The sequence below is a fragment of the Serratia sp. CY43202 genome (genome assembly GCF_052168755.1).
Taxonomy (GTDB): domain Bacteria; phylum Pseudomonadota; class Gammaproteobacteria; order Enterobacterales; family Enterobacteriaceae; genus Serratia; species Serratia bockelmannii.
The window spans coordinates 18644-35161 of the sequence record NZ_JBJNMB010000015.1 but is presented as its reverse complement, the minus strand read 5'-3'; the positions used below and the strand labels follow the sequence as shown (position 1 = coordinate 35161).

Annotated in this window: 12 protein-coding genes; 6 read left to right on the top strand and 6 right to left on the bottom strand. The window is 59.7% G+C overall.

The features are described from left to right. The coding region (locus ACJ8J5_RS24200; protein WP_442520502.1) for a S8 family serine peptidase at positions 1-2075 on the bottom strand (2075 nt) is incomplete at its 3' end. A gap of 478 nt (positions 2076-2553) precedes the next feature. Then, a complete protein-coding gene (locus ACJ8J5_RS24195) occupies positions 2554-3192 on the bottom strand; it encodes a TetR/AcrR family transcriptional regulator (RefSeq protein WP_049209482.1) in 639 nt (212 codons plus the stop codon). Between the two features lie 314 nt (positions 3193-3506). Here ACJ8J5_RS24195 and ACJ8J5_RS24190 point away from each other — a divergent pair, with 314 nt between their 5' ends. Together ACJ8J5_RS24190 and ACJ8J5_RS24185 are read left to right on the top strand one after the other, a co-directional pair. After that, entirely contained in the window at positions 3507-4724 is a 1218-nt protein-coding gene (locus tag ACJ8J5_RS24190) for a Tm-1-like ATP-binding domain-containing protein (RefSeq protein WP_173890403.1), read from the top strand. A gap of 12 nt (positions 4725-4736) precedes the next feature. Beyond that, positions 4737-5570, top strand: a complete 834-nt coding sequence (locus ACJ8J5_RS24185) for a phosphoenolpyruvate hydrolase family protein (protein ID WP_049209485.1) — start codon at positions 4737-4739, stop codon at positions 5568-5570. Positions 5571-5690: 120 nt separating this feature from the next. Here the strand turns inward: ACJ8J5_RS24185 and spy are convergent, their stop codons facing one another. After that, a complete protein-coding gene (gene spy / locus ACJ8J5_RS24180; RefSeq protein ID WP_089196346.1) occupies positions 5691-6182 on the bottom strand; it encodes an ATP-independent periplasmic protein-refolding chaperone Spy in 492 nt (163 codons plus the stop codon). A gap of 536 nt (positions 6183-6718) precedes the next feature. Between spy and pdeR the strand changes: the two genes are divergently transcribed. Further along, positions 6719-8713 carry a cyclic di-GMP phosphodiesterase gene (gene pdeR, locus ACJ8J5_RS24175; protein ID WP_043142947.1) on the top strand — a complete coding sequence of 665 codons (1995 nt, stop codon included), beginning with the start codon at positions 6719-6721 and terminating at the stop codon, positions 8711-8713. A gap of 16 nt (positions 8714-8729) precedes the next feature. On the opposite strand, the gene ACJ8J5_RS24170 is transcribed toward pdeR, so the two are convergent. Next, positions 8730-9596, bottom strand: a complete 867-nt coding sequence (locus ACJ8J5_RS24170) for a crotonase/enoyl-CoA hydratase family protein (RefSeq protein WP_025304631.1) — start codon at positions 9594-9596, stop codon at positions 8730-8732. Positions 9597-9937: 341 nt separating this feature from the next. Between ACJ8J5_RS24170 and yhjD the strand changes: the two genes are divergently transcribed. The 3 genes from yhjD (at position 9938) to ACJ8J5_RS24155 (ending at position 13476) form a co-directional block, all read left to right on the top strand. Beyond that, positions 9938-10957 (top strand): inner membrane protein YhjD, encoded by a 1020-nt coding sequence (gene yhjD / locus ACJ8J5_RS24165; protein ID WP_025304632.1) that lies wholly within the window; start codon positions 9938-9940, stop codon positions 10955-10957. A 328-nt stretch (positions 10958-11285) separates the two neighbouring features. Continuing rightward, a complete protein-coding gene (locus ACJ8J5_RS24160) occupies positions 11286-12608 on the top strand; it encodes an MFS transporter (RefSeq protein ID WP_016930463.1) in 1323 nt (440 codons plus the stop codon). Between the two features lie 100 nt (positions 12609-12708). Further along, the gene (locus ACJ8J5_RS24155) at positions 12709-13476 is read left to right on the top strand and encodes a CDP-diacylglycerol diphosphatase (protein WP_025304633.1); all 768 of its coding nucleotides are present in this window, start codon (positions 12709-12711) and stop codon (positions 13474-13476) included. On the opposite strand, the gene ACJ8J5_RS24150 is transcribed toward ACJ8J5_RS24155, so the two are convergent. After that, positions 13477-15516, bottom strand: a complete 2040-nt coding sequence (locus tag ACJ8J5_RS24150; RefSeq protein ID WP_149570073.1) for an AsmA family protein — start codon at positions 15514-15516, stop codon at positions 13477-13479. Between the two features lie 90 nt (positions 15517-15606). Next, positions 15607-16398, bottom strand: a complete 792-nt coding sequence (gene pdeH / locus ACJ8J5_RS24145) for a cyclic-guanylate-specific phosphodiesterase (RefSeq protein WP_043142934.1) — start codon at positions 16396-16398, stop codon at positions 15607-15609. Positions 16399-16518 lie beyond the last annotated feature (120 nt).

Here is a 16518-nt window from a genome sequence, read left to right as displayed (position 1 = left end):
GACAGCTGACGGAACGCCTGCCGCGCTTCGCCCGCCGTGCCGCTGTTGAGCAGGCTCTCGTACACCGGGTTGCCCGCCGCCAGCGCATCCGCCGCCGCCGCCACCGCCCGCTCGTTCGAGGTCTGCGCCACGCTGGCGAAGCTCGTGCCGTTGCGCCCGACGCTCAGCGTCACCCCGGTCGGCTGGTAGCTCAGCCCGGTACCGAGGAACAGGTAGTTCGGCGCCACCGCGTCAAACTGCCCGCTCACCCCCTGCTGCGCGCTCAGGATGGTGTACTGCTGGCCCAGCAGGCTGCGCACCTCGCTTTGCGTCAGCAGGTTGGCGCTGTTCTCCAGCGTCACCGCCACCTCGCCGCCGCCGATCGTCGCCGCTCCGCTGCTCTGGATCCGATCGCTCTGGCCGTTCGGCCCCACTTCCACCGCGTAGCGCGAGCCCGTTTCGAAGCTGACGTTACCCGCCACGTTCAGGGTGCCGATCGAGTTGCCCGGCGCCACGGTGCCGCCGCGGCGGGCGGTCAGCGAACCGACCGTGCCGCTGCCGCCGACGATGCCGCCGCTCTGCACGCTGACGGCCGAGGTGACCGAGCCGTTGATCGCCAGCCGACCCTGATTGACCAGCGTCGGGCCGGCATAGGTGTTGTTACCGGTCAGCACCAGGGTGCCGATGCCCTGCTTGGTCAGGCCGCCGTGACCGGAGATATCGTTGCTCCAGACGTCCAGCCCGCACAGCACATCGCTGCAGACGCGCTCGGTCGGTTTGCCCTTATCCAGCACCGCGCCGACGCCCGGCAAATCCACCACGAACTGGGTCGGGCCGTAGGCCACGCCCGTCGGATCCGGGATGCGGAACTCCGCAGGAATATCTTCGACGGTATAGAACATGCCCGGGCCGTTGATGGCCTTGCCCAGGTTGATCATCCCCCAGCCGTAGAGCGCGTCGATGCCCGGCGCGCCCATGTCGGTGGCGGTGGTTTTCAGCACTTCCGCCACCTGCGCGCCATTCAGATACGGGAAACGCTCCATCAGCACCGCAACGCTGCCGGCCACGTGCGGCGCCGCCATCGAGGTGCCGCTTTTATTGGCATAGCCGGTCGTCAGGTCGTCCACACCGGTGCCCGCGATCACCGAGCTGTACACCCGGGTACCCGGTGCCGAGACGCACAAACTGGCGGTATAGCCGCAACGGGAAGAGAAGGTGCTGATGCTGTAATCACCGCTATTGGTGGGATCCTGCAGGCTGGCGACCGACAGCCAGTTCGGCGCGATGTCCGGCACGAAATAGGCCAGGCCGGCCATGGCATCCGGGTTGTTGAGGTTACCGTCGTTGCCGGCGGCGAAGATGGTGACCACGCCGCTGCGCGCCGCGTCGATCGCGCCCTGATAGGCGCCGCCGGGCTTGGTGCCCAGGATCGTTTTGATCTGATCGAACTGCTTTTGCGCGTCGTTCACCGTAAAGTGCGGATAAGCCGGGTCATACCCGCCTTCATCGAATTTCTCGGTGATGCCGATGCCCCAACTGTTATTGATGATGCGCGCGCCGCTGGCCACCAGCGCCTCCCAGCCGGCCTGGTAAACCGCGCCGTCGTTACCGAGCACAATGCCGTCCTCCGGGCCGGGGTCGCCGTTTTCTGCGCTGATGATCTGCGCGTTGAATGCCACCCCATGCATGGCGCCACCGTCGCGGCTGCCGGCGGCGATGCCGCCCACGTGGGTGCCGTGCGAGCCTAATTTGCCACTGGAGTCGGTGCTTGGCGTACCGTCATAGCGGAAGTCATCGCCTTTTTTCACTGGAATATAGGGATCGGTGTATTCGCGAGTGCCATGGGTAACCAGATTGATCACCTTATCTGGGCCGGAAAATTCGGGGTGCTTGGCGTAGACTGGCTGATCGAAAATACCGAGTTTGATGCCTTTTCCGGTATAACCGGCGGCGTAGGCCTGGTCGGCGTGGATCGCTCCCAGCCCCCATTCCGCGTTGAACTCACTGCTGCGCCAACTGGCCGGATCGCCCGCTTTGCCGTTCTCTATATAGCTGGAGGCCTGCGCCCCGCCGATCGCCGTCAGGCAGATCAGCATCGCGCTCCATTGTGCGCGATGAACTCCGATTTCAGGCCAGCCGAAGGCCGCCCGAGCGGATTTGACTCCTCTAAGTTTCTTCTCCATCCCAGATACCGTCCGTTGTTGTTTGCAAATGTTTTATAAGATTTTTTGTGTAACAGTTTGGTAACACCAAATAAATAAAGCACAACAATCTCAAGTGCGCTTAATGTGTCACTCGGCAGTTCGGCGGGGGGAGAGAACGTTTCAGGGGTGAATCAGGCCAACGCCAATAAGAAATGGCAATGACGTTTGCCGGTAGCGAAGCGGCGATAATAAGTGAGAGGAAAAACCTTAATACGCTGATAAATAAAAATATAAACAAAGATCGAATGAAGGAGATGGCCGCCTGAAAAGTGCTTAACAGGCGTCTTTTATCACTTTTAATTATAAATTTTGCCAATATTCACTCAGTGAATTATGCTGGTTTTTCACTCGGTCATCGGCAAAAATTGGATTATCCTGCTGATGTTTTTTTGCGGTTCGTCGCGTCCTCTTCCGCCTGACGCAGGATGGCTTTGGCCATCCATTGCGTGACGTCCTGAATGCCCTCAAGTTCCAGCCCCCAGATATCTTTCAACACCAGGAATACCTCCGAGCCGTAAATCAGCGAGAAAGCATGAATCACTCTCTGTAGAGAATCCGGCGGCAGTTTGCCCTGCAACGGTTCTACCGCCAGCGCCAACAGACGCTTGCGGTTGCCGCGCACCAGCTTCTCACCCGGTTTATCGGTGTTGGACCGAGCCAGTGCCCACTGCTGCAACGAAAGCTGCAGGGCCGCTCGCAGCGCCCCCTCATGCTGTTCCATTTGCGGATAAGCAAAACTGAGCAGCTGCAGTATCCGCGCTTCGGCGCTGTCGTCTTTCGGCTGCCACTCCAAAATGGGCCCCAGACTTTCAGCCACAACGGCGGTGATCAAATCGCTTTGCGTAGGGAAGTAACGGTAAGCTGTCGCACGCGAAACTTGCGCATGTTGAGCCAACTCCGTTATCGAAGGAAAGGCACCGCCATCGAACAATTCCATCGCGCTGTCAAGCAACAGCTTACGAGTTCTGGCCCGGATATGAGTCAAGCGGGTAGATACGATTAATGGCACAGCAACCTCTTCTTTCTCTACGCCCGTCTAACATAGACTTGGCGAATAAAGTCCACTGTAACAAACTTGTCAGCTATTACGCCATGCAGCGTACGCAGGGCTCGCTTTCCCTCACGCCGAAAATGAGACTTTCATCTCATTCGATACGAATTAGACTTGCATAAATGATACTACCGTCTCATTATGATGAGGAATTCACCGACTACGCTCAGCTCTCTTAGTCAGCACCAGGGAATTCATTTTTACTAACATATTAAAATATAAATTATAAATCAGCGTGTCGGCCATCTGAACCCTACGTCAGGAAGAGGCTAATGAACGACAATCAGGCAGTGATTTACATTGCAACCACAGCGGATACCAAAGGACGGGAATTGGCTTATGTGCGCAGCCTGATCGCCGAAACCGGGTTACCCACGCTGACCGTCGATCTTTCCACCCAACCGTTAGCACCCGGCAGCTACCAGGCCGATATCTCTGCCGCTACTGTCGCTCACTGCCATCCTGATGGCGAACGCGCCGTCTTTTGTGGCGATCGAGGCAAGGCGATTGCCGCTATGGCGCAGGCGTTTGAAAGGTTCATGCTGTCGCGCCGTAACGTCGCTGCAATACTCGGATTAGGCGGTTCCGGCGGTACCGCATTGATCACCCCCGCTATGCAACAGCTGCCGATCGGTTTACCTAAATTGATGGTTTCCACCATGGCCTCCGGTGACGTCTCCGGGTATGTCGGAGCCAGCGATATCTGCATGATGTATTCCGTCACTGACGTTGCCGGATTGAACCGCATCTCCCGCACCGTGCTGGGCAACGCAGCGCATCAAATCGCCGGCGCCGTTCGCTTCGCCGCTCAAGCGACCGTCGACAGCAAACCGGCCGTCGGCCTCACGATGTTCGGTGTGACCACCCCCTGTATTCAAGCCGCCACGGCGGCGCTCGAAGAGAGCTTGGATTGCCTGGTGTTTCATGCCACCGGCAGCGGCGGCAGAGCGATGGAAAAACTGATCGATAGCCATTTGTTGGACGGCGTGCTGGATCTGACCACCACCGAAGTTTGTGACTACCTGTTCGGCGGCGTACTGGCGTGCAGCGAGGATCGTTTTGGCGCTCTCGCACGCACCGGCATTCCCTGCGTGATATCCTGTGGCGCCCTGGATATGGTGAACTTTTCCCACCCGGACAGCGTTCCAGCTCGATACGCTCAGCGCCAATTTTATCAGCACAATGCCCAAGTCACGCTGATGCGCACTACGCCGGAAGAGAATGCGCTGATGGGCCGTTGGATCGGCGACAAACTCAATGCTTGCGAAGGCGATGTGCGTTTCCTGATACCCGAGGGCGGCGTTTCCGCACTGGATGCGCCAGGGCAACCGTTTTGGGATCCGGAGGCGTTGGCCGCCTTTGCCGACGCGTTGGAAACTACATTGCGCGTCACGGAAAAACGCCGCCTGATCAAGACCCCTTATAACATTAACGATCCCCGCTTTGCCGCCTTCGCCGTGCAACAGTTCAGGGAGATCGCTCATTTTTGATTGGAGCTAAACATGGCTAAAAATACCCGTCAGGAACTGCTGACTCAATTCAGAGAAATGATTGCCCGTGGCGAGCCGATCATCGGCGGCGGAGCCGGAACCGGCCTCTCAGCAAAATGTGAGGAAGCCGGCGGTATCGATCTGATCGTCATTTATAACTCGGGCCGCTACCGCATGGCGGGCAGAGGTTCTCTGGCGGGTTTGCTAGCCTACGGTAATGCGAACGACATCGTTATGGATATGGCAAAAGAGGTGTTGCCGGTCGTCAAACACACGCCGGTTTTAGCCGGGGTCAATGGTACCGACCCGTTCTGTCAGTTCGATAAATTCCTTAATGACATCAAGGCTATCGGCTTTTCCGGCGTACAGAATTTTCCGACGGTTGGTTTGATCGACGGCAACTTCCGCGCCAATCTCGAAGAAACCGGCATGGGTTATGCGCTGGAAGTCGACATGATTCGCCTGGCGCATGAAAAGGATCTGCTGACCACACCTTATGTGTTCAGCGCAGAAGATGCCATCGCGATGACGCAGGCCGGTGCCGACATCATCGTACCGCATATGGGGCTGACCACCGGTGGCAATATCGGTGCGGAAACGGCGCTGACGCTGGCGGGTTGCGTTCCCCTGATCAACGAGTGGGCTCAAGCCGCGAAACGCGTGCGCGAAGAGGTGATCGTTCTGTGTCATGGCGGCCCTATCGCAACGCCAGAGGATGCAGCCTACATTATGCAACACTGCCCTTTAGTCAACGGATTCTATGGTGCCAGCTCCATGGAGCGCTTGCCCACCGAAGTGGCTTTGACGGAAACAACCCGACAATTCAAAAATATCAATAAAGGTTAACAGACTGTTTTACTCGCGCACAACACCAGGGAAAACCCGTTATTTAACGGGACGTGTAGTGAGGTAAGCAAAAGGGCCAGACAAATAGCCTGGCCCTTTTTTACTCACCGCGAGCGGATATTACTGACCGGAGGACATCTGCTCCTTCATTTTATTCATGTGGTCCATCATCTTTTGCTCGCGTTTCTGATAATTCTCATTGTATTGTTTTTTCTGCTCAGGCGTCAGCAGGTTATACATTTTATTTTCCGCTTTGGCGCGTTCCAGCATGCGTTCGGATTGTGCTTTGCCGATCGCGTCAATTTGCGCCTTCGCCTTCGCTTCGTCAAAGCTGTCGGAAGCGACCAGATTGTGCAGCGCCTGGCGTTCTTCTTTCATGCCCGGCCCGCGCTTCTGGTGCGACTCTTTCATGATATCGCGCATCTGCTGGCGCTGCTGCTCGGTCAGGTTCAACCCGGCGAACGGGCCGCCTTTACCTTCACCCTTGTGATGCATCATTTTCATCGGCGCGCCATCCGCCGCCGGGGCAGCCACCGTATCGGCGGCGAACGCCGCGGAAGCAGAACCCAGAGCCAGCGTGGAAGCAATAAATAAAGCCGTCAATTTACGCATAATCATTTCCTTAAAAGTTTTTCTTCATCAGGAGCGCTGTACGTTAACAGGCTCATTCGTCGTCGGAGATAATAATAGGCTGATAAAATTCAAGTAATGCGAGGGTGTGTAAACTTTTTAAAACCCGTCTCGGATTTATTCACCAATTATGAGAAAACTATGAAGATGGCGTTTATTTGATGGAAATTTTAATTTCTCGGCAAAAATCCCCCCGGTGGAGTTATTTTTCCGCTTTCCCCTCACCGCTATAATTTACTCGCCAGCACGGCAATCTTGCCTCAACCGTTTTCCGATAGCAGGGGGAAGTCAGTACAAGCATCATAGGATCCGATGTTCTCCTACACTTTAAGGCAAGCGGCCGCCGGGCGACATTTACACCGCAAAACTAATCATTGCTTATATAATAGTTTCCATCACCCGTCCCGCCTGCAAAAACCTGTTATATGATGCACAGATGCGTACGGCGATCGCTTTCGGGCCAACAGGCTGCCCGGAGCTGCGCCGACCGGCCGCCCGTGCTCTTTTGAGGAATCATCATGCCCGCAGACCAAGGCCCTGAGCTTCTTAACGCCCACTTCGGCACCCAAAGCCCCCACTGGCGGCTGGCGTTTGACAGCAATGCCCTGGAGCTGTCCGCCGTTAAGGGCAAAGCCCACGTCGCGGTGGCACTCAGCGCCATGGACGCGGCGAAAATTCGCCGTCTGAGCGGCGTAACCGCCAGCCTTGAGCTGACCATTACGCTGGCCGGCGAACCGCTGCATCTGCATCTGGTCGGGCGCCGCGTCAACAACCTCGAATGGGCGGGCACCGCTTCCGCCTTCAGCGATACCCCATCCGTGGCGCGCGATCTGGTGCACGGCCTCTCCTTTGCCGAGCAGGTGGTGTCCGAAGCCAACTCGGTGATCGTGATCGTCGATCAGCACGGCCGCATTCAGCGTTTCAACCGGCTGAGCGAGGAGTACACCGGGCTGCACGAACACGAGGTGATCGGCAAAAACGTTTTCCAGCTGTTTATGAGCCCGGAAGAAGCCGCCGCCTCGCGGCGCAACATCGCCGGCTTCTTCCGCAACGGATCGTCTTATGAGGTGGAGCGTTGGGTAAAAACGGTCAAGGGCGAACGGCTGTTTCTGTTCCGCAATAAGTTCGTGCACAGCGGCAGCGGCAAGAACGAGGTGTTTTTGATCTGCTCCGGCACCGACATCACCGAAGAACGCCGTGCGCAGGAACGGCTGCGGGTGCTGGCCAACACCGATCTTATCACCGGCCTGCCTAACCGTAACGCCATCCAGGATAAGATCAACCACGCCATCGCTACGCGCAGCGAAGAGAGCTTCGGCCTGGTGTACCTCGATCTCGACAACTTCAAAAAGGTCAACGACGCCTACGGCCATATGTTCGGCGATCGGCTGCTGGTCGAAGTCGCGCTGGCGATCCTCGGCTGCCTGAGCCCGGATCAGGTGCTCGCCCGCCTCGGCGGCGACGAATTTCTGGTGCTGGCGCCGCAAACCGATCGCGAGCGCCTGCAAACGCTGGCGCAGCGCATTATCGACAGGCTGAAAACCCCTTTCCGCATCGGCCTGATTGAGGTGTATACCGGCTGTTCGATCGGCATCGCGCTGTGCCCGGAGCACGGCAACGATCTCGACAGCCTGATCCGCAGCGCCGATACCGCCATGTACGTCGCCAAGGAGCACGGCAAACGCACCTATACCGTCTTCTCGCCGGAGATGAACAAACGCGTCGCCGAATACATGTGGCTGGACACCAATCTGCGTAAAGGGCTGGAGCAAAATCAGCTGGTGTTGTATTACCAGCCTAAAATCGACGCGCGCAGCGGCGAAGTGCACAGTGTGGAAGCGCTGGTGCGCTGGGATTCGCCGGAGCGCGGCCTGATCCCGCCGCTGCAGTTCATCTCCTACGCCGAGGAGTCCGGCCTGATCGGCCCGCTGGGCCAATGGGTGCTGCAGACCGCCGCCAGCCAGGCAGCGCAGTGGCAAGAACAGGGATTGAACCTGCGGGTAGCGGTCAACCTCTCCGCCCGGCAGTTGGCCGACGACGGCATCGTCAACGACCTGCTCGGGGTGCTGCGCCACCATCGCATGGCCCCCTGTCTGCTGGACTTCGAGCTGACCGAAAGCAGCCTGATTGAAGACGAGAACCGCGCGCGCGCGCTGATCACCCGGCTACGCGAACTGGGCGCGCAGGTGCATCTCGACGACTTCGGCACCGGCTATTCGTCGCTGGCGCAGCTGGCGCGTATTCCTCTGGACGCCATCAAGCTGGATAAAAGCTTCGTGCGCGGGGTGAATTTCAATCCGGTATCGCAATCCCTGGTACGCGCGATCGTCGCGGCGGCGGAGGCGCTGGCCTTCCGGGTGATCGCCGAAGGGGTGGAGACCGAGAGCGAAAACCACTTCCTCGACGAGGTCGGCGTGGACGAAAAACAGGGCTTTCTGTTTGCGCGGCCAATGCTCCCGGAACAGCTGGAGCATTGGCTGCAGTCCTATCGCCCGCGCTCACCTTCCGCGTGAGGCGGGCGCGTTAACGTTAGCCGGCACGACGCAGGTTCAGGGTGTGGCGATCCTGCAACATCACCAGCCGCTCAATGTAGGCGCGATCTTTTTCCTCAATGGTAAAGGCCGAGTGGACCCAATCCTCGGTAATATCCATCAGCTCGGAACGCGTCAGTTGCAATACGCGCTGACGCGCCCGCAGCATGGCGCGCATGCCGTTGAGCTTCGGCCGGATGGTATCGATGAAAGTGCGCGTCGCCATATAGGCATCGCCGGGCTGGAACAGCTGATCCACCAGCCCGCGGCTCTCGAACCACTCTGCGGTGTGCGACTCGCCGCCCCAAATCAGCTCCTCAGCCAAGCGCATGCCCGCCTTGCGCGCCACCAGCGAGTAACCGCCCATGCCGGGAAACAGGTTGAACGCGATCTCCGGGAACCCCATGCGCGCATTGTTCTGCGCCAACACGAAATGGTGCGCCAGCGCTGCTTCAAAGCCACCGCCCAGCGCGCTACCTTCAACCATGGCAATGCTGACCGCGCCGGTGTCGAAACCGCGCGCAGCGGCATGCACACAGTCGATGCAGGCCCGCGCGTAGGCCATCATCGCCTCGCGCCTGCGGTTTTTGATCGCTTCGGCGAAGAACTGCAGATCGCCGCCGACGTTGAACATGTTCGGCACCAGCGAGCCGGTGACCCAGAAATCGAATCGCAGCGAAGACTCCTTCGCCGCCTGCGCCAGCGTCATGATGTCTTCGATCAGCGCCTGGTTGAAGCAGGGGCGGGGCGCAGCGCGCAGCAGCATCCACATGATATGCCTCTCCTCTTCATAGTAGGCGGAAAGCTGCGACAGATTGCCCGCTTCGGTAAACGGACGGCAGGTGGGGTGATTAAGCAATTTCATAAGACCTTCCAGTTTTTCTGTTGATGACGGATGAGACCGTTCCAGCCCCTACGGCTGCAGCGGAGCGGCGGTCGGTAAAGCGCGACGCCACATCATGAGTAAACGCTTTCTCGCCGACGAAACAGATAAAAATTGGAGGTAGGGAAGTGAAAAAAACCGAGGCGCCACGGGCTTTTCATAGGAATTTTACCTATCGCGCCATCGTCGGCATTTCATGCCAGGCGCTAACGCGTTAAGCTCGGAAATTGACCGTTTGCCGCCCCGGCGCTCAAAACGCCGCGAGGCTTTGGCTATAATCAATACGGATACATGCCGTTTAACGTTAAGGAAATCGTGAAGTAATGCCTACAGGACCAGACCAGGAACGCCGCCAGCCCGCACAAGATACGCCGCCGAAGCCGCTTATCGCCATCAAGACCGGCCATGAGACCCTCGACCGCCGCATTGGTGGTTTTTCACGTCTGATTGAACGCATCAAAGCCTGGCCGAGCGTTGCGCACCTGCTGCGCGCGGCCGAACGCTTTAACGATCGGCTGGGTAGCCAGTTCGGCGCCGCCATCACCTATTTTTCATTCCTCTCGCTGATCCCGATCCTGATGGTGTCATTCGCCGCCGCCGGTTTCGTGCTGGCCTCCAACCCGGATCTGCTGGCCCGATTGATCAACCGGATCGTCGGCAGCATCAGCGATCCGACGCTGGCCAGCACGCTGAAGAACACCGTCAACACCGCCATTCAGCAGCGTACCACCGTGGGGTTGACCGGTCTGGCGCTGGCGCTCTATTCCGGCATCAGTTGGATGGGCAACCTGCGCGAGGCGATCCGCGCACAGTCGCGTGACGTCTGGGAGCGCAATCCGCAGGATCAGGAGAAAATCTATTTCAAGTACACCCGCGACTTCATCTCGCTGACCGGCCTGGTGGTCGCGCTGATCATTACGCTGTCGCTGACCTCGGTCGCCGGATCGGCACAGGCGGCGATCGTCAACGCGCTGGGGTTGGACGGCATCGAATGGCTGCGGCCGGCGTTGACGACGATCGCGCTGTCGATCTCGATTTTCGCCAACTATCTGCTGTTCCTGTGGATTTTCTGGATGCTGCCGCGCCACAAACCGAAGAAAAAAGCGCTGCTGCGCGGTACCTTGCTCGCCGCCATCGGATTTGAGGTGATCAAGTTCGTGATGACGATGACGCTGCCGCAGGTGGCGAAATCGCCTTCCGGCGCGGCCTTCGGCTCGGTGATCGGGCTGATGGCGTTCTTCTACTTCTTCGCCCGTTTGACGCTGTTTTGTGCCGCCTGGATCGCTACCGCCGACTACAAAGGCGACAAAGCCTTGCCGGAACGCGAGCCACCGGCCCCCTGAAGCCATGCAATCGTGCCGGTGTTATCGCACACGCCGGCACTTTCCTCTGGTTAATAAGCAAAAACCCAGTCAATCCCTCTAAATCATGCGGCATGACATTCGGAAAACCAGCATAACAAACTACCCACTCACTTTTCTTTCCCGTTTTTACAGCCATTCCCTCTGTATGAAACCCATTTCTCAACGTTTAACGCTGCAGAAAAGAAGCCAGATAAAACATTAGTCTTTTTAACCGGTTAGCGGGGCCATTGCCCAAAGTTCCCGCGTTGAAAAGGCCGAATGCTGTCACTAAGATGGATTTTTACCCCTTCCAACAATAAGAAATATTATGCAAGCCACCATCGCACCCCCACTCGACGCCGACGACGCGTCTACACCGGTGAATTCCCGCGGGAAAGTCATCGTCGCCTCGCTGGTCGGCACCGCCATCGAGTTCTTCGACTTTTACATCTATGCCACCGCCGCGGTGATCGTGTTCCCGCACATCTTCTTCCCGCAGGGCGACCCGACCACCGCGACGCTGCAGTCGCTGGCCACCTTCGCCGTCGCCTTTGTCGCGCGGCCTATCGGCTCTGCGCTGTTCGGCCACTTCGGCGATCGCGTGGGGCGCAAGGTGACGCTGGTCGCCTCGCTGCTGACCATGGGGATTTCCACCGTGCTGATCGGCCTGCTGCCGAGCTATGAAACCATCGGCATCTTCGCCCCTATCCTGCTGGCGCTGGCGCGCTTTGGCCAGGGTCTGGGGCTGGGCGGCGAATGGGGCGGCGCCGCCCTGTTGGCAACGGAGAACGCGCCGGCCAAAAAGCGCGCGCTATACGGCTCTTTCCCCCAGTTGGGCGCGCCGATCGGCTTCTTCTTCGCCAACGGCACCTTCCTGCTGCTCTCCTGGCTGCTGAGCGATCAGCAGTTTATGGAATGGGGCTGGCGCGTGCCGTTCATTCTCTCCGCCGCGCTGGTGCTGATTGGCCTGTACGTGCGGGTATCACTGCATGAAACGCCGGTGTTCGCCAAAGCGGCCAAGGCCGGCAAACAGGTAAAAGTGCCGCTCGGCACGCTGCTGAGCAAGCATCTGAAAGCCACCATCCTCGGCACCTTCATCATGCTGGCGACCTACACGCTGTTTTATCTGATGACGGTGTATTCGATGACCTACGGCACCGCGCCGCAGCCGCTGGGCCTCGGCTACTCCCGTAACAGCTTCCTGTGGATGCTGATGGTGGCGGTGATCGGTTTCGGCGTGATGGTGCCGATCGCCGGCCTGCTGGCGGACGCGTTCGGCCGCCGCAAGACCATGATCGCCATTACCCTGCTGATGATCGGCTTCGCGTTTCTGTTCCCGACCCTGCTGGGCTCCGGCAACCAGGCGCTGGTAATGGGCTTCCTGCTGTGCGGCCTGAGCATCATGGGGCTGACCTTTGGCCCGATGGGCGCGCTGCTGCCGGAGCTGTTCCCTACCGAAGTGCGCTATACCGGCGCGTCGTTCTCCTACAACGTCGCGTCGATCCTCGGCGCGTCCGTGGCGCCTTATATCGCCACCTGGCTGGCGGCCCATTACGGGCTGTTCTACGTCGGCATGTACCTGGCGGCAATGGCCGGGTTGACGCTACTGGCTCTGCTGTTGATGAAAGAAACCCGCCACCAGTCGCTGTGATCCCCTGCGGCCCCCTCACTGCGGGGGCCGCACGCGTTGTTCGTTTCCTGTCATAAAACCGGGCTATGCTGGTCGTTTCTCTCGGTAACAGGATCGGCCGATGTCTCTGCGTCGTGGGGTATTTGTCTGCGTTGCGCTGCTGGCGGCTCTCGCCATCGCGCTCTATTACGGGTTGAAGCCCGACCATCCCGATGCGCTGTGGCGCATCGTCAGCCAGCAATGTCTGCCCAATCAGCAAGCGCATGACAACCCGGCGCCCTGCAAGCAGGTGGATGTGCAGGCCGGCTTCGTGGTGTTTAAAGATCGCAACGGACCGCTGCAATACCTGCTGATGCCCAGCGCCAAAATCACCGGGATAGAAAGCCCGGCGGTGCTGGATGCCGCCACGCCGAATTTCTTCGCCCAGGCCTGGCGCGCGCGCCACGTGATGGCGGAACGCTATGGCAAACCCATCGACGACGGTGATATTTCACTGGCCATCAATTCGGAATATGGCCGCACGCAAAACCAGCTGCACATTCATATCTCCTGCCTGTTGCCGGCGGTAAAACAGCGCTTGGCGCAGATCGGCCCCGATTTCATCGAGCAATGGCAACCGCTGCCCGGCGGCCTGTTGGGGCATGACTATCTGGGGCGGCGGGTAACCCCTGCCGAGCTGGAGCAACAGGGCGCCTTCCGCCTGTTGGCTGCCGGCCTGCCGCGCGCCGACGGGCGCATGGGCAGCTTCGGCCTGGCGATGACCGCGCTGCCGGACGGCGATTTCCTGCTGCTGGCGACCGAGCGCAGCCTGCTGCCGTTCACCCTGGCCTCGGCGGAAGAGATCCAGGATCACGACTGCCGGCTGCTTACGCCACCGCCGCGCGCCTGATTATTTTTTGCCTTTCATCTCCCGCAGGATCTGCCCGCACTGGTTCTCCTCGCCGCCTTCACTGGGCGAGACCAGCGCCAGCAGCGCCGCCGCCGGCGTCAGCACCGCCCCCAACGCCACCGCCGCCGCGCCGCGCGCGATCAGCGGCCCGGCTTTCACCCCGGCGTCCGGGTGCTTGAAGGTGCCTTTCACGTACAGCGGCGATCGCAGGGTCAGCACGCGCATCCCCTTGCTTTCCGGATCGATGGATAAATCCAGCCGCTCTGTGGCGAGGTTAGTGTTGCCGGTGATGTTGATCACCGCGTTCTCGGTGTCGAACACGAACAGCCGCGGCGCGGCGACGCCGCTGCGGATGCCGACGTCCGCCGCCGCGCAGTTGATGCCTACCACGTCGTCACCGAACAATTGCGCCACCAGATAGTTGCCGACGTTCAGACCGAGGATCTCCATCAGGCTACGGCTGATCACCCCGTTATTGATCAGCAGGCGCAGATCGCCGTTGCTGGTCGCCAGCAGCTCGGCCACCGAATTACCGCTGCCCGTCAGCCTGGCGTCGCCGTTCATCTGCCCGAGGCTGCGCTTCATCGCCGCCACGTTAGGCAACAGCTGTTTAAGCTGAAGTTTGCGTGCATGCATATCCACCTGCCCGCGCATCGGCTTTTTGCCGCCGTCGAGGCGCACCACGGCGTTCAGGCTGCCGCCCGCCATGCCGAAGCGCAGCGGATCCAGGCGCAATTCGCCATTGTTCAGCTTCAGGTGCGTGGCCAGATCGCTCAGCGGCAAATCGCTGCCGCGTTCAATGCGCGCGGCGGCAAACTTCACGTCCGCATCCATCTTGCTCCAGCTTTGCGTATCGAACTGTTCAACCGGCAGCACCTTATCCGCCGGCTGGCGGCTCTTCTCGCCGCGGCCGGCTTTGGCAGCGTTGGAATCCGCGCCGATCAGCGGCGCCAGATCCGCCAGCCTCAGCTGCCGGGAGCTCACCGCGCCACTCAGCGTCGGCCGCGGTTTAGCGGCAACGTATTTCAAGTCGCCATGAATGTCGCTGTCGCCGATTTTGCCGTCGAATTTCTGATATTCGAACACGGCGCCGCCCGGCTGGTGCAGGCGGGCAATCAGATGGCCATCGGTCGCATACGGCGGCGTGTTCGGCAGCAGCACGCCGGTCAGGCCATAGAGATTCCCCAGGCTTTCACCGGAAAATTTCAGCTGCACGTCCAGGCCGCCGAGGTTCAGCGGATCGGACAAGGTGCCCGCCACCGCCACCCGGGTGCTGCCGGAGCGCACGTCGGCCTGCAGCGGGAACGGCAGATCGGCGCTCTGCAGTGACAGCATGCCGCCGATCTTGCCGCTGCCGCTCAGCGGTTCGCCGTTATATTTGCCTTTCACTTGCCAGCCGAAAACATAATCGGGTGTAGCGACCTTGCCGCCGCTCTGTTTGCCGGTCACTTCACTGAACGGCAGCGGTTTGCCGAGCGGATCGATAACGGCGCGGAAATCCGCCTTCAGCGTGGCGTCTTTAAAGGCGATCTGTCCCTTGTCGAACACGATATCGTGCACAGTGAACGACCAGGCGGAAGGCGGCTGCTTGGGATCCTGGCCGCCGGCCAGGTCAAACGTCCAGTTGTTGTCGCCGTTGGCCAGGCGTTGCAACGACGCATTCGGCTGCTTGAGCCAGATGCGCGGGATCAGCAGTTCTTTCCTCAGCAGCGCCAGCGGTGCGATGCTGGCGTCGACGCGCTGCAGCGTCACCATGCTGTCGCCGGGGATGTTTTTCGGATTACCCAACCACACGTCTTCGGCGTGAATATGCGGCCAGGGCACCCAGGCGCGCCAGCCGCCCTCCTCAGGGTTACGCGACCAGTCGACGCCCAGATCGCCGCGGATAGCGAAGGGCCGCCGCAGTTCGGCCGACACCTTGTCGTTGATGGTAGGCTTGAGTCGATTCCAGTCGAAGGTGGCGATGAAGATCGCCAGCGCGGCGAGCACCAGCAGCACAATGCCGCCCAGCCAGCTGAAAACCTTTCCTGTTCTTGTCATAGGGCTCCCTCAGCACATAAACCGGGCTGCCGAATGAAAGGAAAAGGAATGAGCAGCCCCGTTTAAGCCTAGCTGAGGATAGGCCGGAGTTCACGCCGGCGCGCCGGGCGCGGCAAACAGCGTCGGTACGCTGTGTAAAGTTTCAAAGCACGCCGGGCGGGAAAGATAGTAACCCTGCGCGGCCAACGCGCCGGAACGCTGCACCAGCCGCCACTCCTGTTCGGTTTCCACGCCTTCGACGATCACCCCGTCGCTGTGCTGATTCATCATCTTGATCAGGGTGCCGAGCAGCTGTACGCCCTCTTCCGACTGTTTGAGCAAGGTGAACAATTCGCGCGCCACCTTGATGTATTGATAGCGCCAGGCGCCGACGGCGGAGAAGTTGGCCAGCCCGCTGCCGAAATCGTCCAGCCACAACCGTTCGCCGCCGACGATCTGCTGTAACGGGCGGTTTGACGCCGTTGCGGCTTGCTCCACCAGCTCGAAGCGCAGGTAGGGCATCTCGGCGATCTGCCGTTGCAACGCGTCATGACGCTGCAACGCTTGCAGCGCCATACCATCGATATTGACCGACACCATCACCGCGTGGCGAATGAACAACGCCTGCCAGCGCTGCAACAGCGCCAACTGCTCCTGGATCACCCGCAAACGCTGGGCGACGCCGAGCGAGGCAAAATACTGTTCCGGGGATTGCCGTTTGTCCGGCTCATTAGGGTGATACACCGCCGTCAGCAGTTCCACCGCCAGCAACGCGCCGCTGGTGCGATAAATCGGCTGGAAGGTATACAAGCGCCGGCATTGCCGCCAGTAGCGCCGCGATTTGGCGCAGGCATAGAGGGCAAAACAGGGCGCCAGCAGACCCGAGATCAGGTTGGTTATCATCGGTACTATCGCCGTGGCGGGGAAGTGAGAGCGCTGCCGCTGTTTCTTTACCCAGCTTATCGGCCGCGCCGCGTAAAACTTTAAGCACGAATTACCGCAGGCTTTCCTCTTCACCCTGTT

Coding starts and splice junctions, on each gene's coding strand:
- ACJ8J5_RS24155 (WP_025304633.1), top strand. CDS start 12,709: ATGTCTCTGCGTCGTGGGGTATTTGTCTGCGTTGCGCTGCTGGCGGCT.
- ACJ8J5_RS24185 (WP_049209485.1), top strand. CDS start 4,737: ATGGCTAAAAATACCCGTCAGGAACTGCTGACTCAATTCAGAGAAATG.
- pdeH (WP_043142934.1), bottom strand. CDS start 16,398: ATGATAACCAACCTGATCTCGGGTCTGCTGGCGCCCTGTTTTGCCCTC.
- ACJ8J5_RS24160 (WP_016930463.1), top strand. CDS start 11,286: ATGCAAGCCACCATCGCACCCCCACTCGACGCCGACGACGCGTCTACA.
- yhjD (WP_025304632.1), top strand. CDS start 9,938: ATGCCTACAGGACCAGACCAGGAACGCCGCCAGCCCGCACAAGATACG.
- pdeR (WP_043142947.1), top strand. CDS start 6,719: ATGCCCGCAGACCAAGGCCCTGAGCTTCTTAACGCCCACTTCGGCACC.
- spy (WP_089196346.1), bottom strand. CDS start 6,182: ATGCGTAAATTGACGGCTTTATTTATTGCTTCCACGCTGGCTCTGGGT.
- ACJ8J5_RS24190 (WP_173890403.1), top strand. CDS start 3,507: ATGAACGACAATCAGGCAGTGATTTACATTGCAACCACAGCGGATACC.
- ACJ8J5_RS24150 (WP_149570073.1), bottom strand. CDS start 15,516: ATGACAAGAACAGGAAAGGTTTTCAGCTGGCTGGGCGGCATTGTGCTG.
- ACJ8J5_RS24170 (WP_025304631.1), bottom strand. CDS start 9,596: ATGAAATTGCTTAATCACCCCACCTGCCGTCCGTTTACCGAAGCGGGC.